This is a genomic window from Paenibacillus sp. SRL342, assembly GCF_984798905.1.
The window spans coordinates 3,356,746-3,374,158 of the sequence record NZ_OZ481790.1; the positions used below are offsets into that span (position 1 = coordinate 3,356,746).

The following is a 17,413-nucleotide window of genomic DNA, read 5'->3' on the forward strand; positions in this document are numbered from 1 at the left end:
TGGAACGAAAATTCGGCAAAATCTGCTTCCTTCGGAGTTTTCAGACACGCCCTAGAAGTAAGCGAATGAATATACACATCCGATGATAACTGGGGGGATAGAACATGTTTGCCAAAACGATTCGCAAGGACCATTACGGCTACTACTTCATTGCTCCGTTTTTTATTATTTTCACCACTTTTGGGCTGTATCCCATTTTATATTCCCTCTACATCAGTTTCACCAACTTTGATGGGATCACGACACCTGATTTTGTAGGGATCGGTAACTACGTTGCCGTATTACAAGATCCGTTGTTCTACAAAACCTTGTTTAATACGTTATTCATCTGGGGAGTCTCCGTGGTTCCGCAGCTGACAATCTCACTTGTGTTGGCTTTTATCTTGAATGATAAGCTGCTCAAAGGACGGGACTTTTTCAGAGCCGTATACTTTTTTCCCAACATCGTTACGGCGGCATCACTTGGATTGCTTGTCAGCTTGATTTTTGACTGGCAGTCTGGCGGACTGAATCATTTTTTGGTGCAGACCGGCATAATACAAGATCCAATTAACTGGAAAAATGATCCCTGGTTTATGCGTCTGATTGTATCATCCATTTTGTTTTTTCAATACTTTGGCTATTCGATGGTCATCTACTTAGCTGGTCTTCAGGGCATTGACCCTTCTCTGCTGGAGGCTGCCCAGATGGATGGCGCGAAAAAGAAACATATTTTCATTCATATAATCGTGCCGATGCTCCGTCCAATTATTCTGTTTCAGATGATTACATCCATTATTGGGGGCATCCAGATTTTCGATCAGCCATTTACACTAACCAACGGCAATGGCGGTCCTGACCGGGCAGCCATGACGAGCATTATGTATCTCTATAATGTAGCATTTCAGAGCACACGATTTGGTTACGGTGCTGCCATCGCATTTTGCCTGTTTATTATCATCATATTGTTGTCCGTTGCATCCTTCATCATGACCAAGCGGAAGAGCCGTTCATAGGGAGGGGAGTTCTTATGCAAACTGCAAAATCAGTTGAACAACCAAATGCGGCGATTCAGCAATATGCCAATACAAGGGGGCTGACGGCAGGCAAAATCATCATCTATCTGTTGCTGACAGGTCTTGCCGTGCTATGCATTATTCCATTTTATCTGATGCTTATCTATTCCACACACAATAATGCAACGATTGCTTCAACGTTCACCTTTCTTCCCGGATCATTCTTGATTGATAACTATATGAACATGGTATCCAAAATCAACATATGGCGTGGGTTTGCCAACAGCATATTTATTGCCGGAACATCGACCGTATTGTCTCTGTATATTGGGGCCTTAACTGCGTATGGATTTGCCAAATTTAAATTCAAAGGACGAAACGGATTGTTCCTGTTTCTGTTAGCAACCATGATGGTACCGGGTCAACTGGCTTTGATTGGCGTATATCGACTATTCAGCATGATGGGACTTCTGGATAGTTATGCCGCAATTATTTTGCCTGCTGCGGCTAATGCGTTTAATGTATTTTTTATCAAGCAGTTCATGGAGAGCAGCATCCCGGATGAGATTATTGAATCTGCTCGGGTGGACAGTGCCGGTGAGTTCCGGACGTTCAATCAGATTGTACTGCCTATTCTGGGGCCGGCAATCGCCGCCCTTGGCATATTCACGTTTATCGGATCATGGAATAATTTCCTGACACCGCTTGTGCTGTTTTTCTCCCTGGATAAATATCCGCTTCCAGTATTGGTTGCGCTAGTGCAGGGGTACTACGGGATGGATTATGGGCTCTTGTATTTGGGGGTAGCGATCTCAATCCTGCCTATTATTATTGTATTCTCTATATTTTCCAAACAGATTATTGGGAGTGTTGCTTTGGGTGCTGTGAAAGGATAGTGATTAATAGAAAATAGGGAATTGCAAAGAGCAAGATCAACGGATTCGCAGAAATGATTAACGTTTTATATCATCAGAGTCGCTCATGAGGGCGGCTTTTTTGGCATTCTATATTTTGCGTATATATCCCATCTGATAAGTAAAGGATACCTTTAACTGAGAATATCTGGACGGAGTGTTTACGGAAAGGAGAGGCGTCATGGACACATCAGAGATAACACAACAGGACCTGCCATTAACCGGAAATCTTGCTATTGATCAAGAAATGTTACGCTCCGTTTTTGCGGGTTGCTCGGACGTTGTATTTCATACATTCCAAACCGCGTGTCTTACATCAGCATTATGCGTATATTGTGTTGGTGTATGCGATACGGAGCGGCTGGAACGCCAGGTACTAACGCCCCTTCAGGAAACAGGGATCGAAGCTGCGCAAGTTCCTCTAGCTTCAGTTAAGCATGTTGAAACGACTACTCAGGCAGTACAGGCCATATTAGAAGGAGAAGCTCTGTTACTGCTGGACGGTTCAATAGGCGGAACTACATATCCTCTATACCAAGCTGCAAATCGTTCAACGGAGGAACCGTTAGCTGAATCGACCGTGCGTGGTGCACGGGATGGGTTCACAGAGTCGTTGACCATGAATATGTCTTTACTGCGCAAACGCCTCAAGACACCTGCATTGAAGATTCATACACGTAACATGGGAGAACGTACAAACACCAGTATTTCACTTGTATACATGGAGGGGATTATTGACCCCAAACTTGTTAAGGAAGTGCAGACACGACTTGCCGATTTAAAGCTCCAAGACGTACTGGAGAGTCAATACATTGAAGAAGGGATTGTCGATGAGCGATATTCACCATTTCCACAGATGATTGCGACGGAGCGTCCGGATGTCGTTGCTTCCAACTTGCTGGAAGGTCGGTTTGCTATTCTCGTTGACGGAACGCCGTTTACCCTTATCGCGCCAGTAACCATTTTTTCCATGTTACAATCCCCTGAAGATTATTATCAAAATGTGTTCATGAGTGTTTTTGTACGCTGGCTGCGATACATTTTTTTTGTTTTATCCATGCTGCTTCCATCGGCTTATGTAGCGATTACTACGTTTCATCAGGAGATGATTCCTACCGTATTGCTTCTCAGTATTGCTCGGGCGAGAGAAGAGATCCCTTTTCCCGCACTGGTGGAAGCGCTCATTATGGAAATTGCCTTTGAAGCACTGCGTGAGGCTGGCGTCCGATTGCCAAAGCAGGTCGGATCAGCGGTCAGTATCGTGGGAGCCTTAATTATTGGGCAAGCGGCGACGAGTGCCGGAATTGTCTCAGCCCCCATGATTATCATTGTCGCGATTACTGGTATCGCTTCTTTCATGATCCCTCGCTATGCTGCCAGCATCGCGACCCGTCTGCTACGTTTTCCCATGATGTTTCTGGCAGGAACGCTGGGCCTCACGGGTGTCATGCTGGGAGTCATCTTGGTTGTCATTCATCTAAGCAGTCTTCGTTCATTTGGAACACCTTATCTCTCACCGGTAGCACCTACGATGGCTAAGGAACTTAAGGATGTATGGTGGCGTCCATCCCCAAGGAACAAACCACACTAGAACAATCTACATTCGAGCAAACAGGGAGCGGGATTACATATGTTGACGGACAAAGGGAAAATATCGGTGACTCAATTGGCATTTATGGTCTTTCCCGCCATTATCGCGACGGCTATCTTATCTGTGCCTGGAATTACAATGCACTATGCGGGACATGACATGTGGATGACTCCAATCATAGGTTCTATCGTTGGTTTGGCTGCTATTGGTATTTCCGTTGGACTTGATCGTCTGTACCCAGGAAAAACGCTCATTCAATCCAGTGTATTGATCGTCGGTCGGATTCCGGGCAAGTTATTCGGTCTGATCTATATCGCTTTCTTGCCCCACCTGACGGGCTTGATTATTCGGGAATACGGTGAATTCATTGTCAATAATGCACTTCCGCGTACACCTTTGTTTGTTGTGATGGGTACGATGGTTGTTGTATGTGCGATTAATGTTAGACTCGGAATTGAAGTTGTCGGACGAACCTCTCAGGTGTTTGTTACCCTGCTGATCGTGCTGCTGGCTTTGATCTTTATATTGTTGATTGGTGAATTGAATCCTGCCGAGCTGTTTCCTTTTATGGAGAAAGGTCCAATTCCCATTATTACCGGGGCTGCTGCACCTGCTGCATGGTTTAGTGAGTATATTGTGTTGGCTTTTCTGCTACCTTATGTGAATGAAAAAAAACGAATAACCCGGGTCATGCTGGGTTCCCTTGTATTTACAACAACTGCAATGACAGTTACCAATCTGTTTTGCCTGTTTTTAATTGGTGATTTGACGGATACATTTGTATTTCCAGTCATGATCGCAGCAAGATACATAACCATTGCAGACTTTCTGCAGCATATCGAATCCCTTATTATTGCCATCTGGATTTTCGGTATTTTCGTTAAAATTTCCGTTTTTCTATATATCTTTGCTACATCAACCGCGGAATGGTTTGGTTTGCGGGACTACAAACCTGTGGTTGGTCCACTTTCGTTTCTGTGCATGGTATTTGCTTACTGGGTTGTGTCCGGTGGATCTGGTGTTTCCAGTTTGGTTAGTGCTTCAGCCAATTTGTATACGATCAGTATTTTATTAATCCTTCCGGCTATGATCTATGGTGTTGCATGGCTGAAGAAAGGGTGGGCACATTTTCGGAAGAATCGAGCGAACACCTGATTGATGGGGGGAGGAGCACTTGCGAATATATAGAGTACTACTAATGCCAATATTGTGTTGTGTGCTTTTAAGTGGATGTTGGGATCGTATCGAGATTAACGATTTGGCTATCGTGCTGGCTACAGGGATAGATTATGAAGATGGCAAAGTACAATTGACTTCACAGATTTTTATTCCGCGAAAGGCGAGTGCAGGAGATAGCAGTGGGAGTGGAGGCAGTCCAAGCGGGGTAACAATGATTCGAACAGCGGAAGGACGTACAATTGCCGAGGCATTGAATCGGTTACAACGTAAAGTTCCACGGAATATGTTCTGGGGCCATTGCGAAGTCATCATCATTAGTGAGCAAGCCGGCAAACGCGGTATCCGCGAGTATATCGATTTTTTCCTGCGTTACCCTCAGTTCAGGGAGCATGCATATGTCTTTTCCAGCGAAAAGGCTGCGAAAGATATCCTTGCGTTACTTGATCCACTGGAGCGAAGTTCTGCTGAATCGCTACGTGAGATGGCCAATCTGAAGTTAGGTACACGTGTCACTGCCCTTGAACTGGCTAAATCTATTGAAGGTCCGAGCTGTTCCGCTATTTTGTCTCGCATGTTAATCTTACCTCCGGAGCCCGATCAGGATAAACTGACGACAACGCCATATGTGAAAGGCCTGAGTATGTATAAGAAGGATCGCTATGTCAAGACGATCAAAGAACCACTAAGCGTAGGTGTATTACTACTTGCAAAAGAACTGAACAACATTATCATGCCCGTTGAGTTTGAGCCGTTAGAGGGTTCTTTCTCGATAAGACTCCTTGAAAATAAAACCTCCTTGAAGCCGCGAATTGTAAACCAACAGTGGAGTATGAAGGTCGACATCCAAACCAGGGGAGAAGTGGTGTTAAATACGACGGATGCCAATCTGACGGATCCCGCTGTATTAACGAAACTGGAAAAGGAATGGTCGGCTAAGCTCACATCTTTGGCTCATGATGCTTTAGCCATGTCCCAGAAAGAGCTGCGCTCCGATTTCTTCAAATTCGCAGTTGAATTCCGCAGATATTATCCGCATCAATGGAAGGCGCAGGAGAAGAACTGGGAAACCATTTATCCTGAATTGGACGTGGAAGTCAACGTAGATGCACACGTAGAACGTACCGGAAAATCAACAGGACCACAGGGGATACCTGATGAGGACGAAAGTTGAACACAAATGGCTCCTGTTACAAGCCTGAGAATAGAGGTGATTGCATGAAACTAGGCTCAATCCTTGGGATTTTGATGCTGGCGACTGCGATAGTGTATGGAGAGTGGAAGAGCAGCAAAGAGAAGCGAGCCAGAATAGTGAGCGCGGGAATTACCGCTGTGGGGGCAGTACTTGGGATCATTCTTCTCTTTCAGCCCCGTTTGCCTGGTCCTACCCAGTTTGTGAAGCTTATATTTGGAAGTGTGGATAAATTTTTGAAGTGAAATAATGGGGAAGAGGACCAAGTCTCTGCGTACCAGAGGCGTGGTCCTTTTTTTACTTTAAGGTGAGTTGCACCCAGTCAGAATGTTTACTCTTTGATCACAGAAGCATTCACGGCATCTTCCATTTTCGTATTGTAGGAACGGAACAGACCCAGACGCCAGAACGCGGCTCCTTTGAGGTTATAACGTTTGGCGAGACCGAGCTTATCATCAACAGAGGACGGCGTTTCACTGCTTAGACTGATTCCGAGCAAAAGCTTGTTCTTTGGGACACCGGCCTGTATGGCTAATTGGATCGCCTGATCCACAAGACTATTTGGCTCAGGTACCTGAGATTTGGTGCCAACCGGATTATACTGATAGGCCATAATGATCAGATCATCTGCGATGGAGGCAAGTGTTTTGTAATCATACCCTTTATAAGCACTATTTAGCGGCGGTACCGCCAGAGATAAAGCTGTGTCCAGGGGCAAGGAGCTTCTTAATTGCTTCACGTAAGCATTGAGCAGCCTCTGTTGTTCTACCGCATCCAGTTTGAAGCCCAGTCCTTCAAAATCCAGAACAACTCCGCCAAAACCATGCTCTGCTACAGCAGCAGTTATACCTTCAATCGATTTCTGCCGCAGACTGCTGTCGCTCAGAACTTTGGTCAGTTCGCCGTTTCCATCCAATGCATACACCATGAGCTGTGGTTGGATCTGTTGATCTGCTGCGTCAGCAACGATAGACTGCGGTGTAACATCACCCGCAGCAGCAGGGAGACGGTACTCATCCCCTTGGAGCGTGAACTGACCTTCACGATCAATGCGGCTCCAGCCAAAGGCCACGGAATTCATGGAAGTAATAAGGTCCTTTTCTTGAAAGGATTGCAATGCATAGAAGGCTCTCAGGTGCATCTCGCGTTGTGGGGAGATAAGGGAGACCGTCTTGGTTGCCTGATTCCAGTTTGCACTTACACCGAATTGATTACTAAAAGAACTGAGTGGAATAAGCACGCGTCCTTCGCGCTGAACGGGTGCTGCAGCAAGTGTAACTTTTTTTCCATTTACGGTCGCTGTGGTGCTGCCAACTTGTAATAGTACCTCAGTAGTTTGTCCTTTCACAGTGTTCGTTGCTTTTACAGTCTGTGATCTGCTGTTCCAGGTAATATCGATACCTAGGGCTTCCCCGACCGTCCGAAACGGGACGTAAGTGACACCTTTATCAACTCGTGGAGCTGCATCAAACTTCAGGGGAACATCATCCAAGTGTACTGAAATGGCTGGGGCAGCATAGGCTCCACCGATATTGGGTGTACTTCCAAGGATAGAGAGAGCAATTACAGTAACCGCGGCGATTTTTCCTACACGTTTAATAAGCATGATTTGTGTCCTCCAACTCCGAACATGATAGTAGAATTTTGTTATGAACAGTAATCTAGTAATCTAGCATAACAAAATTTGCAAGTAGATCCAATATTCAATTGAGATCCTAGTCATAACGGTAGCAGAAAAACGAATATACTTTACTATATATTGCGGAAGGAGTGTGCTTTTTGCCAAACTCTACGGGTTTTATTTACAATCCAACATCGGGTGAAACCCAATCCACTCAACTCATTGTAACGTGCATTAATGATTCCCTTAATGCTCCAGTCAGTATTGAGTTGGAAATTTTCAGATGGGACACCACTCAAACTGCGCGCATACCTATAGGTCATGATCTGTTTGAATTACTACCTCAAGCGACCCGAAGCTTAATCTATCCATTGATCAATGCTGCTTTTTACGAGGTGCAAAGCGATTATTTTAGTGCTACAAGTACGATCATTCATGTATACGGTGTTAATTCTACAGGTCAGATCATCCAACGTGTACTTCAATCGGAGATGACATTAATTGACCGGTTCACAAATATCCCTTAAAGGAATCGAGGTGAGCAGATGGTAGTTGTGAATATTACCGGGGCTTTGGCAGGCAGTCAATTCGAACCCTCAATTGCAGTTAATACGCTGAACCCGAATATTATGTGCGTGGTAGCTGTGGATACCAGTACCGGGCCAACATTGACTGGTTTCTATCGTTCCATTAATGGAGGCAGTACCTGGACCACCACTGTGCTTCCTCAACCGGCAGGGTATGCAGGAGCAGAGGCGCCTACGATAGACTATACGTTTCCGAATACCTTTATCGTTACCGTACATTTGTTTAACGGGATCAATGATGGGACGATTGCGAGTTATACTTCTTTTGATGATGGACTTACGTGGCAGCCACCGGTTATCGTCCAAGCGGGGTTCGGTACTATTGTTCATAATGATGAGCCTTTAATAGCTGTTGATCGTTCTCCAGGTAGCCCTTATCGAGGCCATGCATATGTCGGATATACTCCGCTTGCTACCGCATCTTCCGCTATATTTACGCAAAGATCGCTCACTCAGGGGATAACCTGGGAGCCACCTGACCGACAGTCGAATCCGCGAGGAATTCATGACCGGGCAGCGTTGGCTGTTGGATTCTCGGGTCAAGTCTATGCAGGATATATCATTACGGGTCCTGCCAGTCCGTCCGCTTTATTACGTATTTCGTACGATGGGGGCATTACCTATCAACCTCTTCTGGAAAGACAGGCAACGTTTATTTCATCCGTAGTACCGGCACCTTCGCCTTTACCTGTGCCAAATTATGCTTTTCGAGTGCAGACCAACCTAAGTCTGGGAGCAGATATTTCCGTTGGACCTAACAGTGGAACTGTGTATGCCGTTTGGAATGATGCACGTGCCGGATATACCGATGTTTTACTCTGTGAATCTCCGGATGGCCTTTTATGGTCAGACCCCATCAGTATCACAGGCGCGCCACCGGGTACACAGAATTTTTTCCCGTCGATAACCGTATCACCTTTTGCAGGGACGATCAGGGTTATTTATTACTCCAATCGAATTGACGGATTCCTGCTGGACGTTTTTGTTGCGGAATCATTTGATGGCGGGACCAGCTTCTCCAATCGACGTATCACAACTACATCTTTTAATCCAAACGGCAACTCTCCGATGCCCACAGTACTCATTGGAGATTATATTACTGCGGCTACAGTTAGTCCGGATAATCTCGCAGCAGTGTGGATGGCCACAACGCCGCCCACGGGTAAGCTGGATGTTTATTTTGGTAACTGATTCAATGTAAACTGGAACACCCCCACACCTTAATCTTTATGAACAAACAGATTAAGAGTATGGGGGTGGAGGTGTTCATTTTAATCCGAAACGACAAATCCGTCGAAACTCTCTGGGCCAACTCGAACCGTTCCGAGCAGGTTGGTACTGATAAATGCGCTGTAGGTTAATTGTGGCACGATCGGTGTGTTAAAGTCATTGGCAGAGAAAACGATCACTTCAGGGTTAAGCAGACCGTTCAGACCGTACGTGTAGTTTCCGGAGTAAACAATCGGATCGGTTGCAACTGTACCTCTTACAATAATAATCCTCACTTGAAATAGGGCAAGTGGTAATTGTACCGTTATGGTTCCTTTTAGGGAGACTCTTAGGTTGGGTCCCGCTCCGGCAGTCTGCAGACCAATCTGGCCGAATAACTGAGGCGTGTTAATCACTGGAATCGGTATGGAAATAGAATTAAACAACGCAGCATTTTGCGATGATCTTGCATCCAGAAATTGTGTCAACATATATACCTCCTATCCGTTCAGATAGAATAATATATTCATCATTCAGATTTTCGCATGGACGGAGGGTGCAGCGCTGGAGATATTAAAGACAAACCGACTGCCCATAGGACTGGACTCTTTAAGCCATACAACGCCACCCATTAATTCAGCGAGTTGTTTACAGATGGACAAGCCCAGCCCGGCTCCGCCATATTTTCCTGAATTACCATGAATCTGGGAATAGGATTTGAACAACAGATCCTGACGATCCTGCGGGATACCGATGCCCGTATCTCTTATCTCGTAGGATGCATGGAGAGTACCTTTTTTATCAGCAGATACCTCAGTAGAGATGCATACTTCCCCTTTTTCAGTGAATTTAAGCGCATTCCCAACGAGATTGATTAGAATCTGACGAACTTTGTGCTGATCACCCATAAGCATCAGATGATCAGTAATATTGTATTCTGCGTACAACCTAATTCCTTTTTTCTGTGCTTCAGAAGAGAATAATTGTAATACATGTTCAACTGTTTCAGTGACACTATAAGATTTGATCTCCAGAGAGATCGCACCAGCTTCTGCTTTGGAGTAGTCTAGAATTTGATCCATCATCGACAGAAGGCTGGTACCACTTGACTCAATGACATTAACATATAACGATTGATCCTCACTCAGCCTGGTCGATTGCAACAGATTGGCCATTGCAAGAACACCATTCATTGGCGTCCGGATTTCGTGGCTGAGAACGGCCAGCAAATTTTTCTTTTCTTCAAGCACTTTTGCAGCGGTCTCTTCCGCCTGTTTTAACTGTTGCAGAGTTGTTTCCATCTCAAGAAGACTCGTGAAAAATGAAGACAAGGCCAGAAGCAGATCCACGTCCTTTTGTTGATAGGAATAGAAATCCTGATCAAATGAGCAGAGGGAGCCGTAAATTTCTCCGTTCTCATTATGTATGGGCACACCGACAAATGAGCATCCACCTACGAATTCGGTTGCGTCCATATGTCTGGTTAGTGGATGGGTTAGATTATTATTGATTACTAACGGGCCTTGGGAATGTTCAGTCACAAGTGCACAGTATGACTCGGCGTTATCAACGACCAGCCCCTCACCCAGAATTAGTTTGTCACGATTATATACGTTCAGAACTTTGGTAGATAGATGATCCAACTGGGCAATACAAAACGTATTTGCAGGAATTAACCTGCTTGCCGTGTCCATGACGTTAGCAGCCGAATCATATAATTTATGTGAGACAATGGATAGTACATCAATGAATTCTGTTTTCAACATATTGATTTGACTCCTCCTGATTGTAGAAATTCGTTGTGCACTGTATTCAGTATATATGAATTGTAAGAAGAGAGCATGGTTGGTTTTGACAGTGGAAGACGGAAATGAGAAAATATATTGCTGTGGAACATGTATATATTAATAAAGTTTTGGAGGCAAATCAATGAATCAGCGTTTTCGAATTACCCGATCCATGCAAGAAAGCAATGCGGAACAATCCATCTCGCTGGAAGAGTGCAAACTCTACTTCGAATCCCAACCCGATTTTACCTATTCACCGGTTCTTAACATTGTAGGAGCTGAGAGCACCATGACCATCGAGGGGGACTTTTTTATGTGGGACCTTGAGGGTGCACAGATTGCTTTTCGTTTGTACATGGGGGATCTGTATGTAGCTATTTCTAACGAAGCTATTGTTCCCAAAATGATTGAGATTGCAACGGATCTACGTGCAGATATCGTTGAAGGATAAGAAGTACAGAACTAGAGTTTGATAATAGCGTAACCATGTTGGTTGTAGTCTGCTTTAGACACTCCTGTAAAAATGAGACTAAAGGTTCATTTATATTCCATATGTTAGATTGTAATATATGGAATATAAAACATTTTACAGGAGGGTAATGAAGTGAAAAAGACCAAATTAATACTTGTTGTATTCATGAGTATGATCCTTGCCTTATCAATAACTGGAATAGGATCGAGTTCAAAGGCTTCTGCGGCTACGGCACGTACACCCATTGTATTGGTACATGGATTGACTGGTTCAGATAGCAATTTTACAGCAATTGAGAGTTATTTACGTAGCCAAGGGTGGACAAGAGACGAATTATTTGCGATTGACCTTCCTAGCAAACAAGGAAACCAGCTGTTGAACTCCGCAGCAATTAGTCGATTCGTAGATGATGTTCTGCGCGAAACGGGTCATACAAAAGTCAATATTATAGCTCATAGCATGGGTGGAGCTAATAGTCTCTATTACATACTTAACCGTGGAGGCGCTTCCAAAGTGGATAAGTTGATTACCCTTGGCGGGGCTAATCGATTGACCACAACGACAGCTCCGAGTGGAATAAAGGTGACTTCGATCTATTCCACCAGTGACACGATTGTGTCCCCGGTACTTTCCCGGTTGAACGGGGCGAACAACGTTTCGGTTTCCCTCGTATCCCATATCGGTCTGCTGTTTAACTCACGGGTGAATGCCCTGATCAAAACTGCATTGAATGAGTAGCTGAACATACAAAATGTGCATTCTTTCATAATATAGTGAATGATTGACTTGAACACGACTGACCATTCATGGGCAGTCGTGTTTGCGTATTATCCGGAAATGGCTCGCTGAGATAAGATTCAAAAATAGGTACATCCATTCTATAATTAGAAATCAGAATAAAAATAGAACAAGTTAAAGGAGTATGTATACATGCAACTTCAACCGAATGATCGAATTAAAGTTCATCCAGGCTTTTGGGCTGGATTACACCAATTAGGGATTGGTGCCGATGACATCGCTCGCACAGCACAACTATCTCTTGAGACAATAAATCAATCTGTAGTGACCCAATCTCAATACTTCGCAATCTGGCAGGCCTACTCTGATCTCAATGGGGACACCGCCGAGGGCATCATCAAACTTGCAACCGGATATGAAATATCGAAGTATCCTCCGCCTGTACTGGCGATGTACCATGCTCGTGATTATCGTGATGCGTTGAATCGCATGGTGCGTTACAAGCAAATGTGTCCTCCCGAGAGTTTGCAGATTACCGAAGCAGGTGAGGAATGGTTCATTGAACTCGAATGGTTACGTAAGGAGCAACAAGGTCCGCCATTACTGGTGGGTATTACGCTGGCATTTCTGATCGAACTTGGACGGAGGGGTACAGGGCAACCTTTGACTGCAAAACGGGTTGAGTTCTCCCAACCGATGGGTGATGTAGCCACCCTTGAGGCTTACTTCGGCTGCCGAGTCGATACGAATTCCAACTATAATCGGCTGACGTTAGAACGGAAAGATCTGGCTCTTCCATTTCTATCGTATAACGAGGAGTTACTGGAGATTCTGACCCCGGCTCTGGATCGGTCGCTGGACGAACAAGAGAGCAATCGTTCCGTTACTGAAGTGGTCAAATGGATTATGAAACGCAGCCTCACAGGAAAGCGCCCTGACATCCAAACAGTTGCCAAAGAGCTTCGCATGAGTGATCGTACTTTGCAGCGGCGACTGACGGAGGAGAACACAAACTTCAAGCAATTATTAACAGAGGCCAGACGTGAGCAGGCCCGAGAGTACCTTGCAGATCCTTCGCTCGATATCAAAGAAGTGGCATTTCTGGTTGGATATGAAGATCAGAATTCGTTCTATCGTGCGTTCAAGACCTGGGAAGGGGATACACCTTCCAATTGGCGTGTAAGGCAATAATTCTGGCGCAAAGTGCTAGTTACTAGACTCTTCAGACTGCTTAATATTATATCTATCCGGTGTATGAAGCTGTCGGCAATGGTCAAGAAACAGCTGCCGGATAGTTGTAATCAAGAAGGAGAAATGCAGGATGGATATGGGACTAAAAGAGAAAACAGCCTTAGTTACAGGATCAACAAAAGGGATTGGTAAAGCGATTGCTATAGAACTCGCCCGAGAAGGGGTAAATGTACTGATTAATGGACGTAATGATGAAGAGGTGGAACGAACAGTTCGCGAAATCAAGTCCACTTTTCCAGAGATCTCTCCGCAAAAGGCTACCGCTGATCTTGTGGATCTGGCGCAACGCCAAGCTTTATTCGAGAAATTTCCTGAAGTTGATATATTAATCAATAACATGGGGATATATGAAATCATGAGTTATGAAGACATAAATGATGAAGTGTGGGAAAAATATTTCCGTACTAATGTACTTGCTGCCAATGGCTTGTCTCAATTTTATTTACCTAAAATGGTGAAGAACAATGACGGGCGTATTATTTTCATCGCAAGTGAAGAAGCCCTTATGCCTTCAGGCCAGATGCCCCAGTATTGCATGACCAAGTCAATGCTGTTGTCATTATCCAAAAGTTTGTCCAAACTGACAGCAGGGACCGAGGTTACGATCAATACGATCCTGCCAGGGCCGACACTTTCCGAAAATGTACAAGAAATCATTGAGGGCATATACCCTGATGAGACGTTGACTTTCGAGGAAAAAGAGAAAGATTTTATGAAGAGTAATCTGCCACAGTCCGAATTACAGCGATTCATCAAGCCAAGTGAAATAGGCAGACTCGCTGCATTTGTATGCAGCCCATATGCTTCAGCCTTCAGAGGCTCTCCCATCCGGATGGACGGGGGCATGGTTCCCACCATATTTTAAAATTGTTCAGGATACAGGATAGTATCCATAAGATGTCGCCAGCATTGGCGGCTTTTTTATTTGTAAATGATCTATGCGAGGGCGTCAATCAAGTTTATAATACAGGTATGTTTTTCGAAAACGATTTCTGTTCATTGGAAGCGATTACTTTTATCGATTATATGAATCTAAAAGGGGACACTATCATGATAGCTGCAATAAATCTGGAAGGCATATGGAAACTCCAACTCGATGAACATAAGGTGGAACGTGGTCTGAATTTCTCAGACGTTATTACATTGCCAAATACTACATCTCATGCGGCCAAGGGCAAGAAAAACGAGAATGTGTTAATCGGTGCGCTGACGGATGAGTACTTATTTGAGGGTTATGCCTGGTTTTCACGAGAGATTGAAATTCCCGAACAGTTGGCTGGCAAATGTTGCTTCTTGCATCTGGAACGAACAAGAGTTACCACAGTCTGGATTGATGGGGTGGAATGCGGAACACAAAACAGTCTGAACACACCTCACCGTTACGAGATTGAGGCAGGGCTAACCGCTGGGACTCATACAATTACCATACGAGTGGACAATACCAATTATCCAACCAAAGGTGGTCACCTTACATCCGAAGACACGCAGACGAATTGGAACGGCATCACCGGGAAATTGGAACTTCAATTTTTCGAGCGTGTTTTCCTGGATAATGTCCAGGTCTATCCCGATCTTGCGACTCGATCTTTCGAGATCAAGGCAGCACTTGTTGGTGACCTGCAAGAAGTACGAATCGTGGTTTCGGCTGTTGCAGTCAGTGCAGATCCGGTGTATACGACCGAGGAACAGATTTTCGCCCCGGATTCGCAGGAAATCCAGCTGACGTACAAGATTGGCGAAGATGCGATGTTATGGAGTGATGATGAACCTAACCTGTACCAACTTCATATTCATCTGCAAGATCAGGACGGCGAAGTGCTGGATTCCACCGAAGTATGGACGGGATTAAGGGAATTCCGGGCTGCCGGAGACAAATTCACCATTAATGGTCGCAAAACTTTTCTTCGAGGCAAACATGACGGGCTGATCTTTCCGCTCACGGGATACGCGCCAACAGATGTGGATGAATGGGTTCGTATCCTCGCTATCTCCAAGTCCTACGGTATCAATCACTACCGTTTCCATACCTGTTGTCCTCCGGAGGCTGCTTTTATTGCAGCGGATCTGCTCGGCATCTACATGGAGCCTGAACTTCCGTTCTGGGGAACCATTACGGATGAATCTTCGGATGGACATAATCAAGCCGAGCAGGATTACTTGATTAGCGAAGGATTTGCGATGCTGCGTGCTTTTGGTAATCATCCTTCGTTTGTCATGATGTCCATGGGGAATGAACTATGGGGAAGCAAGGACAGATTGAATTCGATCCTGAAGGCATACAAAGCATATGATCATCGTCATCTATACACCGAGGGTTCGAATAACTTTCAGTTTGTGCCGGACATTCTGGAGGAAAGTGAATTCTTCTGCGGGGTTCGTTTCTCCAAAGAGCGCCTGTTCAGAGGTTCGTATGCGATGTGTGATGCTCCGCTCGGTCACGTGCAGACCGACCTGCCAAATACATTGAAAGATTACGATTCAAACATTGTACCTGAGCAAGGCAGCGATGCTGACCCTTCTGGTCAGACTGGGGACAAAGAGATTCAGATTCAGTATGGGACAGGTTCCAAAACAGTGCAGGCCGAAGCTGGAAGTGACCAACTTGTCTCACACGTACCAATCATCTCGCATGAAATTGGACAGTACGCCACGTTTCCTAATTTCGAGGAGATCAACAAGTATACGGGTTCTCTCAAAGCCAAGAATTTCGAAGTATTTCGAGAGCGCCTGAATGCCAAAGGACTGGGACATCTGGCGGAAGCATACTTCAGAGCTTCTGGTAAACTCGCGGTCGCATGTTACAAGGAAGAACTGGAAGCTGCTTTTCGTTCGCAGCAACTAGCCGGGTTCCAGCTGCTGGATCTTCAGGATTTCAGTGGTCAGGGAACAGCGCTTGTGGGTGTACTGGACGCATTCATGGATTCCAAAGGCATGATTACACCTGAGGAGTGGAGAACGTTTTGTTCCGACGCTGTGTTGTTGGCGAGATTCCCCAAATATAATTATCAAGCGGGTGAATTGTTCGAAGCACGCATTGAACTAAGTTACTTCCGGAGACAAGCATTGGATGGACTTCAATTGAAGTGGGAAATTCAAAGCGAGCAGATCGAAGGAAGCGTCCTATTGGAAGGGAAAGCAGACCTGCCAGCGACCCATGGAGAACATTATGTGAATATCGCGGATCTCAGCATTCGCATTCCTGAAGTCTCCAATATGACCAAAGTGGAGCTTAGACTATCCATTCCGGGCACGGATATCCGTAAGTCTTACGACCTGTGGATCTACCCGAGCCAACTGGACGTGGAATTCACCGGATTAAATCTCTTTACCGAACTCTCCGAAGCAGCGCTGGTGTTGCTAGAGCAGGGAGAGGATATCATGCTTTTCCCAAATCCCGACCAGATTCAACATGCGATTCAAGGTTTCTATAGCACCGATTTCTGGTCTTACCCTATGTTTCGTTCCATCTCGGAGAATATGAAAAGAGAAGTTCCTGTGGGCACAATGGGCTTGTTGATTCAGAGGGATCATCCAGCATTCGAACATTTTGTCACGGAAGATTACTCGACCTATCCGTGGTGGAATATCGTATCCAACTCGTCCTCGATGATTTTGGATGAACTTGGGCCAGAAATTACGCCGATCGTGCAGACCATTGACAATTTTGAGCGAAACCACAAGCTCGGCCTGTTGATGGAGTGTCGGGTCCGGAAGGGGAGAGTGCTGATGGGAGCGCTGAATCTGGAGCGTCTGATGACTACATTGGAGGGCAGACAGTTGTTATACAGCTTCCAGCGTTATGTACAAAGTTCCGCTTACCAGCCAGTTGCACGTCTGGAAGTAGAGGAACTTCGCAAGTTGTTTAACTAAGATATAGGGA

16 protein-coding genes are annotated in these 17,413 nt (G+C 45.2%); 13 read left to right on the forward strand and 3 right to left on the reverse strand.

Features of this window, described 5'->3' with window-relative positions; all coding sequences use genetic code 11:
• Positions 1–104: 104 nt before the first annotated feature.
• The 6 genes from AC4E8D_RS14790 (at position 105) to AC4E8D_RS14815 (ending at position 6,113) form a co-directional block, all read left to right on the forward strand.
• Positions 105–995: a carbohydrate ABC transporter permease gene (locus tag AC4E8D_RS14790; RefSeq protein WP_036608160.1), complete on the forward strand. Its 891-nt coding sequence runs from the start codon at positions 105–107 to the stop codon at positions 993–995.
• A 14-nt stretch (positions 996–1,009) separates the two neighbouring features.
• Complete coding sequence (locus tag AC4E8D_RS14795) at positions 1,010–1,891, forward strand: carbohydrate ABC transporter permease (protein ID WP_083684212.1); 882 nt, start codon at positions 1,010–1,012, stop codon at positions 1,889–1,891.
• 199 nt (positions 1,892–2,090) lie between these two features.
• On the forward strand, positions 2,091–3,500 hold the full coding sequence (locus AC4E8D_RS14800; protein ID WP_339308368.1) for a spore germination protein: 1,410 nt from the start codon (positions 2,091–2,093) through the stop codon (positions 3,498–3,500).
• A 39-nt stretch (positions 3,501–3,539) separates the two neighbouring features.
• Positions 3,540–4,655 (forward strand): GerAB/ArcD/ProY family transporter, encoded by a 1,116-nt coding sequence (locus tag AC4E8D_RS14805; protein ID WP_221819430.1) that lies wholly within the window; start codon positions 3,540–3,542, stop codon positions 4,653–4,655.
• 19 nt (positions 4,656–4,674) lie between these two features.
• Positions 4,675–5,850: a Ger(x)C family spore germination protein gene (locus AC4E8D_RS14810; protein WP_221819429.1), complete on the forward strand. Its 1,176-nt coding sequence runs from the start codon at positions 4,675–4,677 to the stop codon at positions 5,848–5,850.
• Positions 5,851–5,894: 44 nt separating this feature from the next.
• Positions 5,895–6,113, forward strand: coding sequence for a hypothetical protein (locus AC4E8D_RS14815; protein WP_221819428.1), 219 nt, complete (start codon positions 5,895–5,897; stop codon positions 6,111–6,113).
• An 86-nt stretch (positions 6,114–6,199) separates the two neighbouring features.
• Here the strand turns inward: AC4E8D_RS14815 and AC4E8D_RS14820 are convergent, their stop codons facing one another.
• A complete protein-coding gene (locus tag AC4E8D_RS14820) occupies positions 6,200–7,474 on the reverse strand; it encodes a stalk domain-containing protein (protein WP_221819427.1) in 1,275 nt (424 codons plus the stop codon).
• 173 nt (positions 7,475–7,647) lie between these two features.
• On the opposite strand from AC4E8D_RS14820, the gene AC4E8D_RS14825 reads away from it, so the two are divergent.
• Together AC4E8D_RS14825 and AC4E8D_RS14830 are read left to right on the forward strand one after the other, a co-directional pair.
• On the forward strand, positions 7,648–8,016 hold the full coding sequence (locus AC4E8D_RS14825; RefSeq protein WP_221819426.1) for a hypothetical protein: 369 nt from the start codon (positions 7,648–7,650) through the stop codon (positions 8,014–8,016).
• 18 nt (positions 8,017–8,034) lie between these two features.
• Positions 8,035–9,267 carry a sialidase family protein gene (locus AC4E8D_RS14830; RefSeq protein ID WP_221819425.1) on the forward strand — a complete coding sequence of 411 codons (1,233 nt, stop codon included), beginning with the start codon at positions 8,035–8,037 and terminating at the stop codon, positions 9,265–9,267.
• 80 nt (positions 9,268–9,347) lie between these two features.
• Here the strand turns inward: AC4E8D_RS14830 and AC4E8D_RS14835 are convergent, their stop codons facing one another.
• Both AC4E8D_RS14835 and AC4E8D_RS14840 read right to left on the reverse strand, forming a co-directional pair.
• On the reverse strand, positions 9,348–9,776 hold the full coding sequence (locus AC4E8D_RS14835; RefSeq protein WP_397376242.1) for a hypothetical protein: 429 nt from the start codon (positions 9,774–9,776) through the stop codon (positions 9,348–9,350).
• Between the two features lie 42 nt (positions 9,777–9,818).
• Entirely contained in the window at positions 9,819–11,051 is a 1,233-nt protein-coding gene (locus AC4E8D_RS14840; RefSeq protein WP_490206414.1) for a GAF domain-containing sensor histidine kinase, read from the reverse strand.
• A 163-nt stretch (positions 11,052–11,214) separates the two neighbouring features.
• Here AC4E8D_RS14840 and AC4E8D_RS14845 point away from each other — a divergent pair, with 163 nt between their 5' ends.
• From AC4E8D_RS14845 to AC4E8D_RS14865, 5 genes are all read left to right on the forward strand, one after another.
• Entirely contained in the window at positions 11,215–11,523 is a 309-nt protein-coding gene (locus tag AC4E8D_RS14845; protein WP_221819423.1) for a hypothetical protein, read from the forward strand.
• A 186-nt stretch (positions 11,524–11,709) separates the two neighbouring features.
• Entirely contained in the window at positions 11,710–12,282 is a 573-nt protein-coding gene (locus tag AC4E8D_RS14850; RefSeq protein ID WP_223869139.1) for an esterase/lipase family protein, read from the forward strand.
• Between the two features lie 192 nt (positions 12,283–12,474).
• Positions 12,475–13,473 (forward strand): AraC family transcriptional regulator, encoded by a 999-nt coding sequence (locus tag AC4E8D_RS14855; RefSeq protein ID WP_490206415.1) that lies wholly within the window; start codon positions 12,475–12,477, stop codon positions 13,471–13,473.
• 130 nt (positions 13,474–13,603) lie between these two features.
• Positions 13,604–14,398, forward strand: coding sequence for an SDR family NAD(P)-dependent oxidoreductase (locus tag AC4E8D_RS14860; RefSeq protein WP_449004544.1), 795 nt, complete (start codon positions 13,604–13,606; stop codon positions 14,396–14,398).
• A gap of 185 nt (positions 14,399–14,583) precedes the next feature.
• A complete protein-coding gene (locus AC4E8D_RS14865) occupies positions 14,584–17,403 on the forward strand; it encodes a DUF8487 domain-containing protein (protein WP_490206416.1) in 2,820 nt (939 codons plus the stop codon).
• Positions 17,404–17,413 lie beyond the last annotated feature (10 nt).

What these genes read in the sequence shown, in the direction of transcription:
- AC4E8D_RS14790 (WP_036608160.1), top strand. Translation starts at nt 105, where the DNA reads ATGTTTGCCAAAACGATTCGCAAGGACCATTACGGCTACTACTTCATT.
- AC4E8D_RS14795 (WP_083684212.1), top strand. Translation starts at nt 1,010, where the DNA reads ATGCAAACTGCAAAATCAGTTGAACAACCAAATGCGGCGATTCAGCAA.
- AC4E8D_RS14800 (WP_339308368.1), top strand. Translation starts at nt 2,091, where the DNA reads ATGGACACATCAGAGATAACACAACAGGACCTGCCATTAACCGGAAAT.
- AC4E8D_RS14805 (WP_221819430.1), top strand. Translation starts at nt 3,540, where the DNA reads ATGTTGACGGACAAAGGGAAAATATCGGTGACTCAATTGGCATTTATG.
- AC4E8D_RS14815 (WP_221819428.1), top strand. Translation starts at nt 5,895, where the DNA reads ATGAAACTAGGCTCAATCCTTGGGATTTTGATGCTGGCGACTGCGATA.
- AC4E8D_RS14820 (WP_221819427.1), bottom strand. Translation starts at nt 7,474, where the DNA reads ATGCTTATTAAACGTGTAGGAAAAATCGCCGCGGTTACTGTAATTGCT.
- AC4E8D_RS14830 (WP_221819425.1), top strand. Translation starts at nt 8,035, where the DNA reads ATGGTAGTTGTGAATATTACCGGGGCTTTGGCAGGCAGTCAATTCGAA.
- AC4E8D_RS14835 (WP_397376242.1), bottom strand. Translation starts at nt 9,776, where the DNA reads ATGTTGACACAATTTCTGGATGCAAGATCATCGCAAAATGCTGCGTTG.
- AC4E8D_RS14840 (WP_490206414.1), bottom strand. Translation starts at nt 11,051, where the DNA reads ATGTTGAAAACAGAATTCATTGATGTACTATCCATTGTCTCACATAAA.
- AC4E8D_RS14845 (WP_221819423.1), top strand. Translation starts at nt 11,215, where the DNA reads ATGAATCAGCGTTTTCGAATTACCCGATCCATGCAAGAAAGCAATGCG.
- AC4E8D_RS14850 (WP_223869139.1), top strand. Translation starts at nt 11,710, where the DNA reads ATGAGTATGATCCTTGCCTTATCAATAACTGGAATAGGATCGAGTTCA.
- AC4E8D_RS14855 (WP_490206415.1), top strand. Translation starts at nt 12,475, where the DNA reads ATGCAACTTCAACCGAATGATCGAATTAAAGTTCATCCAGGCTTTTGG.
- AC4E8D_RS14860 (WP_449004544.1), top strand. Translation starts at nt 13,604, where the DNA reads ATGGATATGGGACTAAAAGAGAAAACAGCCTTAGTTACAGGATCAACA.
- AC4E8D_RS14865 (WP_490206416.1), top strand. Translation starts at nt 14,584, where the DNA reads ATGATAGCTGCAATAAATCTGGAAGGCATATGGAAACTCCAACTCGAT.